Here is a 12,095-nt window from a genome sequence, read left to right as displayed (position 1 = left end):
ATGGTAAACTTGGCTACATTAACACACCCCGAATACTAAACGCGCGTCCTAAAAGTATGAACAAAGCCGACTTAGTCCAAATTATCATCCAACATCTGGAAGAAAAACTTCAAGTTGCCCATGCATCGGCTCAGCGAGCTATCGATGCCGCGACAGATGAAGAAACTGTTCCCGAGCATAAGTACGATACATTGGCACTTGAAGCCGCGTATCTTGCTCATGGACAAGCCATGCGAATTCAAGATAGTGAAGAGGAGTTGCGTCAATATCGTTCTTTAGTGACTCGTAACTTTAAGAATGCGCCTGTTGGTGTTGGTGCTTACGTTGTTCTCGCAGATGAGAATTTGATCGAAAAGCACTTCTTTGTAGGCCCTTGCTCTGGTGGTTTGACTGTTCAATATCAGACTCTGGAAGTCTTTGTCTTAACAGCCAAATCTCCTCTGGGTCGAGCGTTGTTCGGGAAAGAAGAGGGTGATGAGGTTGACGTGAAAATAGGAGATAAAACAACTTGTTACGAAGTCGTGACGATTTGCTGACATCTCATGTATCACTCAGTGTTATGTTTAACACGAGTAATGTTAAATAAAAGAGAATGACATGAAAAAGCTTTTTACACTCTCATTGCTGATGGTCAGTGCTACTGGTTATGCAGCGCAGTGTCGTGTGGACATCAATAATGAAGTCCGTATGGATGGGCAAAGCTTGGAAATTCGCCAAACGACAGGTGATAAAGCTGTCGTGGATGAGGATAACAACCTCTTCATCAAAGGTGAGCTAATTGAACTCAATGCCGACCAAAAAGCGGCAATTGAAGACTATCGCGAAAAAATGAACGCGTATATTCCACAAGCAAAGCAATTGGCGAGTGATGGTTTAGCGCTTGCGAATGATATTATTGATGATGTTGCGGAAAGCCTCGATGCACCTGGTGCGTTTGATAATGTAAAAGTCGCAGTAAAGGACTTTTTCGCTGATGTTGAATCACGTTACTACAAAGATGGTGATTTCATCCTGCCTGCGGAGAGTTTTGAGTCTATGACACAAGGGTGGACTGAAGACTTTGCAAAAGCACAAGAGATCTTCAATAAAGAGTTTTTAGCCAGTTCGTTGGATGCTTTATCGAAAAAAATGAAGGAAGAGGGAGGGATAAACCTCACTGCATTATCAGAGAGTATGGCTGAACTCAGCGCGAAAGTAGAAGAGCGTTTAGCCGAGCATTCAAAAGAGGTAGAACAACAAGCAGAAGACTTGTGCGATTCGCTGGATGACATGGCAGGGCAAGAAAACGATCTGTTGAAGAAAATCCCTGAGCTAAAAGATTACCGAGTATTTACGATTTAATTACTCATTAAAAAGCAAAAACTCGATGAGATAAAGAAAGAGAGCACTATTGTGCTCTCTTTGCGTTTTACTCGCTTATTCTTTGATAGCTTATTGCGCATTCATCTCGGTGAGTTTATCGCCGACAGGTTTTGAGAAGTTAAAGCCATCATGCTGATCCCAGTTGATAGACCATGTCATTACTCCTGCATAATTCGGGTAATGGTACGCTGGTTTTACGGTGCCACATGAAGTGCCTTTGGTTAAACAATCTAGTGCGTTGATAATATTCTGTGTTGGAGCCTGCCCTGAATTTGCCGAGCTAGGACCTGAAGGTAAACCGATTGCGACTTGATCATCGCGCAATGGTGCAAATTGAGTGCCGTCGGCCAACTCAAAACCTTCGATAAGCATTTTAGATTGCGCTACCATCATATCCACAGAGCCTTCTGGTGCACTGCCTGGCAGGTATGGGTTTGGCAAACCGCCGTTGTTATATAACTGGACGTGAAGCAAGTCGAGCGTGCTGCGTGTCTCGTTTATCACAGGAATGTAAGCTCCCCAAATACCGCTGTAAGCCACATAGCCGCCTTGAACATAAGGGTGCTCAGGCGCCATGGTTAGGTACATATCTCCACCCATGTTTTGCTCTATTTGAAGCAAAGCACGACCAAGGCGAGCTTGAATTTGCGAGCCATGAACTAAGTTAGAACCACTCTCTAAATCCACATCTAGACCATCAAAGCCCCACTCAGCGATAAGACCTGTTAGGCTAGAGACAAAGTTGGCTTCATCTTGGTCGGTATTCAGCGTAATCGTGCCTTCTGCGCCGCCAAGAGAGAGAACAAACTTCTTACCTTTAGCTTGAAGCGCTGCCATGTCCTGCTTGAATTGTGTTGGATCGAGTGCTGGACAATCGCTGTAAATATCGCCTGAATATAGATTAAAGTGCACAGTGCCATCACTGTTGCGATCATTTTCAGCAAAGGCAATATCAATCACATCCCAAGCATCTGCCATATCTGCTAGACGAATTGGACAGCCCGCACCATTTACAAAATTGTGCCAGTAACCGATGAGGTTATGGCGTTTCTCTACTTGCTCAACCACCGTTATTGCTGCGGCGTCAGACAGTGCATTGCTTCCTGACAAATCCACAGCTTGGGCGCTAACTGTAAAGTTACCAAGTGCAGTTGGTGTCCAGTTGGCTGTGTAAGGTGCTGTGGTATCGGTTGCAACAATAGAGCCGTTGATCATGAAATCAACGTGTTTAATGCCTGAAGTTAAAGACGTTGCATCGGCGCTTAATGCGAGACTTTTGCCTAATCCGACGGTTTGACCGCTGCTTGGTGAAGTCAGAGAGACGACCAAATCTTTATCGCTGACTTCCACACCAACCAGGGACTCTGACGTGTTGTTATCATTATCGGTTGCGACGGCTTTAAGCTGGTTAGCGCCAATAAGTGTGGCGTTCCAAGTAACGGAATATGGCGCTTGAGTGGTGACCCCTAAGCTGGTGTTGTTCGCAAAAAACTCAACTTGCGTGACTGTGCCATCAGCATCGCTTGCGTTTGCCGTGATTTCGTTATTGCTGCCAGCGAGCACGACTTGTCCATCCGTTGGTGCCGTAATGGTAACTTGCGGTGGTGTCGAACAAGCACCTAGGCCACTCCAAGCATCTTGCCAGTATAGCCCTTCACCAGGCTCGTAAGCCCATGTCGCATCCGAGGAGCACCAACCAGCAACATCACAACGATATTTTTGGTTGAAGTGAGAAATCAGGTCGCCAGCTTGATAACTTGTGCCTGCCACATAAGGTACTGCATCTGCACATCCGCCCGTTCCGGTTTCTGAATTACTAATAACCAGCGCTACTTCTTGGCTCATCGTTGCGAGGTTTGTATCATCAGTCGCTTGTGCTTTGAACGAGTATGTACCTGGACTAGCGGTCCATTGATATTCGTAAGGTGCGCTAGTATCAATGGCGACAGATTGATTGTTTACGAAGAACTCAACTTGTGTGACCACACCATCAATATCGTCAGCTTGAGCGGCTACGGTTAGGTTATCGCCTACATTAAGCACTTCTGTGCCTACTGGGCTTGTCAATGAAATGCTTGGTGGCGGTAATTCGACTTGTGGTTGAACTTGGATAGAAATCGTCGTGGTGCTAACAGCTCCCTCATTATCTGTCGCAATTGCGGTCAATTGCGAGATCCCTTCAATAGCTGTCCAAGAAGCTTCGAATGGTGCTTGAGTTACCACAGCAACGGTTTGGTTGCCTGCAACAAACTCAATTTGTGTGACTTGGCCATCTTCGTCAGTTGCGTTGGCTAACAAAGTGATCGCACTGCCTTCGGGAATTTGTGCGTTGTTTATTGGAGAGGAGAACGACACCGTTGGTGATAAATTGTTGCTTCCACCATCACATTGCCCTAACGCTTTCCATGCTTCCCAAGATCCTGAGTTGGTCACGGGATCATTGCCTTGCGTCCAATATGCAGCCTCATAAGCGGCTCCTTGCGTTTTTACTAAAGCGCCCGATGTATAAGTCGCAGTGCTGTCCCAGTCGGGTAAACTTTGACAGTTATAGGCTTGAGCTTGGTAGCTGGCGCTGAGTGCTACAACCATCGCTCCGTGAAGTAGGGTGACCTTCATTTTCCTCTCCTTGAATCATGGGTATAAATGAGAACAGAGTAATAACTAGCTGATAAATAGACATTAGGGGGAAAAAGCGAAGCACAATATTCTGCTTTTCGACACAGTATCACGAGGAACAGTTCGTCCCTTACACCAGAGCTCATTATTTTTCGGCTCACTTCACGGCAGAAGGATTGGTAAAATTCAGCCACGTAAAACGAACAACAGTCGCGAGGCTTTTGAGCGATGAATATGAGATGTACGTTAAAATTTACAAGCTGAATGACTACAAATTGTTTCAACTGTCGAGGATTTAACCGAGGTGCTCTTGTTGAATAGTGAATATTGCTATAGTGTACTAGTTAGCTAGTTCAATGATATTTTTGTGTGAGTAGTATGACACAGCAAACCTCTTCTCAGCCTCGCGAGCATTTTGGCTCTCGTCTCGGGTTCATCTTAGCTGCCGCAGGTGCCGCAGTTGGCCTTGGCAATATTTGGGGCTTCCCAACTCAAGCAGCCAGTAATGGTGGCGGTGCTTTCCTGTTAGTTTATTTGGTGATGATTCTTATCGTCGCATTTCCGATGCTGGTGGTTGAAATGGCGATTGGTCGCCATGGTCAAGCCAACCCTGTAGACAGTATGCGTGCAATCACAGATAACCCTACCGGTAAAAAACTCGGCGGCATTGTGGGTTGGATTGGTTTAAGCGTACCAAGCGCTGTCTTAGCGTTTTATTCAATTGTTGGTGGTTGGTTGATCTGCTTTTTACTGGGTGCAATCACAGATCTAATGGGGTTAGAAGCTGCAACTCAATGGCTAAAGGGCTTTAGTGTTGAACGTAACTTGTTCGGAACCATTACTTTTTATGTACTGACGATTCTCATCGTACAAGGTGGCGTAAAACAAGGTATTGAGAAGTGGTCCACACGTTTGATGCCAGCATTGTTTGTTCTGTTTGCTCTGCTATTTGCTTACATCATGACGCAAAACGGTGCGATGGAAGGTCTGAAACATTACCTAGTGCCGGATTTTGAAAAGGTATGGGACCGCAAGTTGATTCTTGCTGCAATGGGACAGGGCTTCTTCTCGCTTACGATCGGTGGCTGTTCAATGCTGATTTATGGCTCTTACTTGAGTAAGAAAGAGAACCTACCAAAGATGGCGATGAACGTGACCATGGTAGATACTGCCGTTGCTTTCATTGCAGGATTAGTGGTGATGCCAGCGATGTTTGTGGCAATGCAAAAAGGCGTTCAGATCTATGCAGAAGATGGCTCTCTATTAAGCTCTGATACGTTGGTATTTACCGTATTGCCATTGATGTTTGATAGCTTAGGTTTGCTTGGTCAATTGTTCTCTATTGTGTTCTTCTTATTGCTGACGATTGCGGCGCTAACGTCCTCCATTTCAATGTTAGAGTGTCCAGTGGCTTTAGTGAGTGAGCGCTTCAATACTAAGCGCAGCGCAACGAGCTGGGTTTTAGGTGGTCTCATTGCCTTGTTCAGTGTGGTGATTGTTTATAACTTTGGCGCTCTGTTTGGTATGGTCGCGACGGTTGCTACTCAGTATCTACAACCAACCGCTGCGCTCTTATTCTGCTTATTTGGTGGTTGGGTATGGAATCGCAACTCAAAAATCAAAGAGCTTGAGCAAGGTTGCCCGGAGTTTACGCAAGGTTGGTTTGGTAAGTTATGGCCTGCGTATGTGAAGTTTGTATGTCCAATTCTTGTGGCGACAGTCATCTGGGCTTCATTTGGCTAACCGAGACGCCTATCGAATAAAAGAAAAGGGCTTGATGGTAACTCATCAAGCCCTTTTTCATATTGGTTATTCTCGTTTCGGTTATCCGCCAAGCATGGTGTGGATTAACGGAATTGTCCTGCTTCTGGAAGAAAGTCAAAACCAGCAGAAGCCAGTTTTGTCTCCAGTGCTGTGCGCTCGATATCGAAGAAAGCCACCAGTTTGTCCAGATCACCTCCGAAGTCATCGCGTAGCTTCATATTCACAATGCTCATCAGCATGACAGGGTCCATGGATTCAAAGTTCGTTAGATTCATGACTTATCCTCAAAATCTGAAATCAGTAGGTTTGCCGCAGCAAATGCCGCTTTTTCACGCACTTCTTTTGGTAGCGATTCATCCGCTGCAACATCGTTCAGTGCTTTAACTGCACATGAAATTGCTTGGGGAATATAAGCTTGATCGCCACTACCAATCTGAGCATAAAGCTCACGAACCAGTTCACAACAGCCGTATACTTGCATGTTTTCTTTCCACTAAATGATAACTTATCTCAATATACACACAGCGGATTTGAAACTCAAAGTACAGAGTTGTTTTGGCTCAAGTTGAAGGTTTGCTTGAGCGAGATTTAATCACTGCATTTGTGCTTCTAACTTCTGAGTGACTTCTGGTGAAAGTTGAAGTTGTTTTGCTAGTTCTTGCAGATACGCTTTTTCCATAAAGTTTTGTTCATCAGCGACGATCAAAGACGCTAGGTAAATTTCTGACGCTTGTTGAGGAGAGGTCGCCTGATTAGCAATTTCAGCAGGATCAAGCGGTTTGTTTAACTCTTGCTGAACGAGGTGACGAACGTGCTCATCTGCGCCCATATCCGCGAGAGCTTGTTCAATGCGCGCCATTTCCTCTTCATCAACGTGACCATCAGCTTTTGCAGATCCAATCATTGCTTTTAAAATTAAGACACTGTGTTTACTGTCATCGGGGTCAAAGGTTTCTTGAACACCTTGACCGGATTGCTTGGCTTGCCAGTCGTTATACACTTTGTAGGCCAAGGCTCCAAGCGCAGCTGCGCCACCGACTTTTAATGCGTTTGACCCTATTTTTTTAGTCATTTTTTTACTTTTCTTTGAGCCCATCAGCATACCGATGAGGCCTCCGCCTACAGCACCTGCTCCTAGCGTTTTTAGACTACTTGAATTTGATGAGGATTTGATGTTGTTGGTTTGTTTGCCCAATGCATCTGCACCTTGCTTAAGTAAGTCTGATTTGAGTGCTTGGTTTAGAAGACTTTTTAAATCCATAACTGACCTCCTTTAGATGATGAAATCAGTTTAATAGCAAGAAGCTGAACCAAAGATTAACAAAGTGAATAGTTCGAAAAAGGTGGAGGGAGGATGTTGAGCTGTAATAAAAAGGGCTGACCGAAGCCAACCCTTTTTAACTATTTGAAACTACTTCAAATGCGAACTCGTCTAGTGCTTACTTTAGTTGAGCTTTTACGTGCTCAACAATGTCAGTCATTGCGACTGCTGTTTTCTCACCAGTAGCACGGTTCTTGTATTCGAAGTTGCCTTCTTTCATTGAGCGGTCACCGATAATAATGGTATGCGGTACACCAATAAGCTCCATGTCAGAGAACATTACGCCTGGGCGTTCTTTACGGTCGTCAAATAGCACTTCGATGCCCATTGCTGTTAGCTCAGCGTACAATTTCTCAGCGGCTTCTTTCACTTCTTCTGACTTGTGCATGTTCATTGGAACGATCGCTACCTGGAATGGTGCGATTGCATCTGGCCAGATGATGCCGTATTTGTCGTGGTTTTGTTCAATAGCAGCCGCTACTACGCGAGTGATACCGATACCGTAACAACCCATTTCTAGGATGACGTTCTTACCATCAGGACCCAGTACACCACAGTTCATCGCTGCGGAGTAAGCGTTACCTAGTTGGAAGATATGGCCAACTTCGATACCACGCTTAAGCTGGATAATGCCCTTGCCACATGGGCTTGGGTCACCTTCCACAACGTTACGTAGGTCTTCAACTTGGCCAAGCTCTACATCACGACCCCAGTTAATACCGAAGTAGTGTTTGCCATCGATGTTCGCGCCCGCACCGAAGTCGCTCATTACCGCAACGCTGCGGTCAACAATGAACGGCAGTTTAAGGCCAACAGGGCCAAGTGACCCTGGGCCTGCACCGATAAGCGCACGAATTTCTTCTTCAGGTGCCATTTCCAGTGGAGCTGCAACCTGAGGAAGGTTTTCTGCTTTCACTTCGTTCAGTTCATGATCACCACGAATAATAAGCGCGATGATTGGCGCATCAACTTCGTCAGATGCTTTCACAAACAGTGTTTTCACTGTTTTTTCAATTGGTAGTTCGAACTGCTCAACCAATTCAGCGATTGTTTTCGCGTTTGGCGTATCAACCAACGTCATTTCTTGTGTTGGTGCCGCAGCCTCAGAGGCTGGAGCTAGTGCTTCTGCTTTTTCAATGTTTGCCGCGTAATCTGACTCGCTAGAAAATGCGATGATATCTTCGCCGCTTTCAGCCAGTACGTGGAACTCTTGAGAGCCGCTACCACCGATAGCACCGCTATCTGCAAGTACAGGACGGTAATCCAGACCCATGCGATCGAATGCTTTACAGTAAGCATCGTGCATTGCGTCGTATGACTTTTGTAGGCCGTCTTTATCAATGTCAAAGCTGTACGCATCCATCATTGAGAATTCACGTGAACGCATTACACCGAAGCGTGGACGACGTTCGTCACGGAATTTGGTTTGGATTTGGTACAGGTTTAGCGGAAGCTGTTTGTAAGAGCTCACTTCATTGCGAACAAGGCTAGTGATCACTTCTTCAGCGGTTGGGCTAAGTACAAACGGACGAACATGACGGTCAGTAAAGCGAAGTAGCTCAGGACCCATCTTTTCGCTGCGGCCTGTCTCTTCCCATAGTTCAAACGGCTGAACAACGGGCATCAAAGTTTCGACTGCGCCTGCATTGTCGATTTCTTGACGAACGATGTTTTCGACTTTACGCAGTACACGTAGACCAGTAGGTAGCCAGGTGTATAAACCTGAAGCCAGCTTACGGATCATACCTGCACGTAGCATGAGCTGGTGGCTCACTACTTCTGCGTCGTTTGGAGTCTCCTTCAGAGTAGAAAGAAGATAATTACTGGTACGCATTAAATTTATCCGTTTATTTAAGTTAGATACTCAAGCTTGAATAAGCAGGAGTATGGGAGTTCCCTAAAGGGAAATTTGTTAGCCGTCTATAATATCAGCCAATTGCGTTTGTCAAAAGCTTTCAATAGCGGTAACCGTTATTAAGTTGCTTGTTGCTGTGAACTTTACGTTCAAGTCGAACAAATTTACCGCATATTCTTTGTCGTCCGGCTTGTTTTTCTTATATGCAGGGCGAGGATCTTGTGCCAGAACTTGTTCAATGACTGATCTTACATAGTCAGTATCGGGTCGATTTTCTATCGTTGCTAATGCTTGAGCAGAAAAGGTGACTTGTGACTTTTCTGGTTCTTGGTCTGCGTATCCGCCTTGTGCTTCCGAAATAGAATCCGAATAGGGAATATAAGGCTTAATATCCACAATCGGTGTCCCATCCACGAGATCTACACTGCCTAAATCAAGATAGATTTGATCGCCTTGCTTAGTGACTCCTTTCACTTCAACGGCTGACATTCCGATTCCGTTTGGACGGAAAGTCGAGCGCGAGGCAAAGACACCAATTCGTTCATTGCCGCCTAATCGTGGCGGACGTACAGTTGGTTTCCAACCAGCTTCCAGATTCTGATCAAATAGAAACAACAACCAAACGTGAGAGAACTGTTCTAGCCCACGCACTGCTTCAGGGCTATTTGCTGCACCTAACAGTTTTACGCGTGCTTTAGCCTCTGGTACTAAGCGTGGTTGGCGCGGAACTGCAAACTTTTCTTTGTACGGTGTCTCAATGACGCCGATGGGTTCGATGGAATACATGGTGGACATCTTTAAGAATTCATTGAGATGAAAAGTATCACAAATTTCTCTTGCTTTTCTTGTTGATAATGATTATTAATTAAAATGTTATAACATAACAATTAAATTAAAAGGAAAAGTATTATGAAACCAGGAATCCACCCTGAATATCGTCCTGTGGTGTTCCACGACACCAGTGTAGATAAGTACTTTGTCGTTGGTTCTACGTTGAAAACGGAGAGAACCATAGAATGGAAAGATGGCAAAACTTACCCTTACTTTACGTTAGATGTGTCGTCAGCTTCTCACCCGTACTACACCGGTAAACAGCGCGTTGTACAAACCGAAGGTCGCATTGCGAACTTCAACCGTCGTTTTGGTCAATTTAAGAGCGAAAAGGAATAAATCATGAAGGTAGTAAAATCATTAAAAAGTGCAAAAAGTCGTCATCCGGATTGCCAGATTGTAAAACGGAGAGGGCGTCTTTATGTCATTTGTAAAACGAACCCGAGATTCAAAGCTGTGCAAAAGTAATCAACCTGCATATATCTAACTTATGGTTTTGTTTAATTGATAATGTTGAGTTAATTATCTTACATGGATGAAATATCTACATTTTTATTCAATGTTGGTTATAAATGCCTCTGTTTGTCACAGTTTGTAACATTTAGGGCTTTTATTTGACCTTCTACTCAAGTACCCTTCGCACGCTTTTTGACATTTTTGTCACATTTGCATAGGAATAAAAACAAGGAGGGAACAGATGAGTTCATCTGATTCAATTAAACAAAACTCGCCTAAGAAGCCGCTGTTTACGCGCTTTTTGGATACTGTCGAATATTTGGGGAACTTATTACCCCACCCGATCACACTATTTGCCATTTTCTGTTTAGCCATTCTGGTGATGTCGGGTATTGCAGGATACTTCGAAGTTTCCGTAGTTGATCCTCGTCCTGAGGGTGCAAAAGGTCGTGCCGCGGATGGCATGATTCATGTCGTTAGCTTGCTTAACGCTGATGGCCTTGAACTAATCGTTACCAATCTAGTGAAAAACTTTGTCGGCTTTGCACCTTTGGGTACGGTATTGGTTGCGATGTTGGGTGTTGCTATTGCTGAATACTCAGGCTTGCTATCTGCAGCAATGCGTGGCTTAGTAATGGGTGCATCTCAACGCATGGTAACAGTGACGGTCGTTTTCGCGGGTATCATTTCAAATACGGCATCAGAGCTTGGCTATGTGGTACTTATTCCACTGGCTGCAATGCTGTTCCATTCTTTAGGTCGTCACCCACTTGCCGGTCTTGCTGCGGCGTTCGCTGGTGTATCTGGTGGTTACTCAGCAAACCTACTTATTGGTACGGTTGACCCGCTGTTGTCAGGCATTACTGAAACGGCGGCGCAAATGATCGACCCAACTTACACTGTTGGTCCAGAAGTTAACTGGTACTTCATGTTTGTGTCGACATTCTTCATTGCAATCACAGGTGCGTTTGTTACTGAAAAAATTGTTGAGCCAAAGCTTGGCAAATACAGTGAAGAAGAAGCTTCAGAAGATTTGTCGAACGACAAAATGGGTGGCTTAACAGACATTGAGAAGAAAGGCCTAAAACTAGCAGGTGTTGCTGTACTGGTTGTTTCAGCGCTGCTTGCTTGGACGGTTGTTCCAGAAGACGGCATTCTACGTTCTGATGCAGGTACAATTGCAGGTTCACCATTCCTGAAAAGTATCGTGGCATTCATCTTTGTGTTCTTTGCTATTCCAGGCTTTGTGTTTGGTAAAGTTGTTGGCACGATGAAGACGGATCGCGATGTAATTGATGCAATGGCGAAATCTATGTCTTCTATGGGCATGTACATTGTATTAGTTTTCTTTGCGGCTCAGTTCGTTGCTTTCTTTAAATGGACTAACTTCGGTCAGGTATTCGCGGTTGCTGGCGCTAGCTTCCTGCAAGAAATTGGCTTAACTGGTCCAATGTTGTTCTTTGCCTTCATCCTGATGTGTGGCTTTATCAACCTAATGATTGGTTCGGCATCGGCACAGTGGGCAGTAACGGCTCCGATTTTTGTTCCTATGTTGATGCTTGTTGGTTATGCACCGGAAACGATTCAGGCTGCTTACCGAATTGGTGACTCGACGACAAACATCATTACTCCAATGATGAGCTACTTTGGTCTGATTCTTGCCGTAGCGACTCGTTACATGAAGAACTTAGGTATCGGTACGCTGATCGCGACCATGCTACCTTACTCAATCTGCTTCATAGTAGGTTGGAGTGTGCTCTTCTACCTATGGGTATTCGTATTTGGTTTACCAGTAGGCCCTGGCGCAGCAACATACTACACACCGTAGAAAACGGTTACCTCACACAGCTCCATTATAAAAAGCCTGCGAACGTCGCAGGCTTTTTTATC

12 protein-coding genes are annotated in these 12,095 nt (G+C 44.9%); 6 read left to right on the top strand and 6 right to left on the bottom strand.

Translation table 11 applies throughout. From position 1 onward, the window contains the following. Positions 1-56: 56 nt before the first annotated feature. Positions 57-536 (top strand): GreA/GreB family elongation factor, encoded by a 480-nt coding sequence (locus H9L11_RS02870; protein WP_205390982.1) that lies wholly within the window; start codon positions 57-59, stop codon positions 534-536. Between the two features lie 61 nt (positions 537-597). Further along, positions 598-1,341: a YggN family protein gene (locus H9L11_RS02865; protein ID WP_005380283.1), complete on the top strand. Its 744-nt coding sequence runs from the start codon at positions 598-600 to the stop codon at positions 1,339-1,341. A 90-nt stretch (positions 1,342-1,431) separates the two neighbouring features. On the opposite strand, the gene H9L11_RS02860 is transcribed toward H9L11_RS02865, so the two are convergent. Next, complete coding sequence (locus H9L11_RS02860; protein WP_205390981.1) at positions 1,432-3,978, bottom strand: Ig-like domain-containing protein; 2,547 nt, start codon at positions 3,976-3,978, stop codon at positions 1,432-1,434. Positions 3,979-4,356: 378 nt separating this feature from the next. Between H9L11_RS02860 and H9L11_RS02855 the strand changes: the two genes are divergently transcribed. Beyond that, a complete protein-coding gene (locus tag H9L11_RS02855) occupies positions 4,357-5,721 on the top strand; it encodes a sodium-dependent transporter (RefSeq protein WP_033905531.1) in 1,365 nt (454 codons plus the stop codon). Between the two features lie 104 nt (positions 5,722-5,825). On the opposite strand, the gene H9L11_RS02850 is transcribed toward H9L11_RS02855, so the two are convergent. From H9L11_RS02850 to tsaA, 5 genes are all read right to left on the bottom strand, one after another. Further along, entirely contained in the window at positions 5,826-6,017 is a 192-nt protein-coding gene (locus tag H9L11_RS02850; protein ID WP_033905530.1) for a DUF4250 domain-containing protein, read from the bottom strand. Continuing rightward, positions 6,014-6,223, bottom strand: a complete 210-nt coding sequence (locus tag H9L11_RS02845) for a YaeP family protein (protein ID WP_033905529.1) — start codon at positions 6,221-6,223, stop codon at positions 6,014-6,016. The genes H9L11_RS02850 and H9L11_RS02845 overlap by 4 nt, the downstream gene beginning before the upstream one ends. Before the next feature lie 111 nt (positions 6,224-6,334). Continuing rightward, positions 6,335-7,003, bottom strand: a complete 669-nt coding sequence (locus H9L11_RS02840) for a tellurite resistance TerB family protein (RefSeq protein WP_033905528.1) — start codon at positions 7,001-7,003, stop codon at positions 6,335-6,337. Between the two features lie 178 nt (positions 7,004-7,181). Beyond that, positions 7,182-8,897, bottom strand: a complete 1,716-nt coding sequence (locus H9L11_RS02835; protein ID WP_042521401.1) for a proline--tRNA ligase — start codon at positions 8,895-8,897, stop codon at positions 7,182-7,184. Between the two features lie 111 nt (positions 8,898-9,008). Further along, entirely contained in the window at positions 9,009-9,704 is a 696-nt protein-coding gene (gene tsaA, locus H9L11_RS02830; protein WP_025768239.1) for a tRNA (N6-threonylcarbamoyladenosine(37)-N6)-methyltransferase TrmO, read from the bottom strand. Positions 9,705-9,827: 123 nt separating this feature from the next. On the opposite strand from tsaA, the gene H9L11_RS02825 reads away from it, so the two are divergent. The 3 genes from H9L11_RS02825 (at position 9,828) to H9L11_RS02815 (ending at position 12,033) form a co-directional block, all read left to right on the top strand. Then, complete coding sequence (locus H9L11_RS02825) at positions 9,828-10,088, top strand: type B 50S ribosomal protein L31 (protein WP_005380295.1); 261 nt, start codon at positions 9,828-9,830, stop codon at positions 10,086-10,088. Positions 10,089-10,091: 3 nt separating this feature from the next. Continuing rightward, on the top strand, positions 10,092-10,217 hold the full coding sequence (gene ykgO / locus H9L11_RS02820; protein ID WP_005380299.1) for a type B 50S ribosomal protein L36: 126 nt from the start codon (positions 10,092-10,094) through the stop codon (positions 10,215-10,217). 229 nt (positions 10,218-10,446) lie between these two features. Further along, positions 10,447-12,033, top strand: a complete 1,587-nt coding sequence (locus H9L11_RS02815) for an AbgT family transporter (protein WP_005380301.1) — start codon at positions 10,447-10,449, stop codon at positions 12,031-12,033. Positions 12,034-12,095: the final 62 nt, after the last annotated feature.

It is taken from the genome of Vibrio sp. sp1, assembly GCF_016920955.1.
GTDB classification, from domain to species: Bacteria; Pseudomonadota; Gammaproteobacteria; order Enterobacterales; family Vibrionaceae; genus Vibrio; species Vibrio alginolyticus.
Note: the sequence above shows the minus strand (reverse complement) of the source record. Positions and strands in the feature narration are given on the sequence as shown.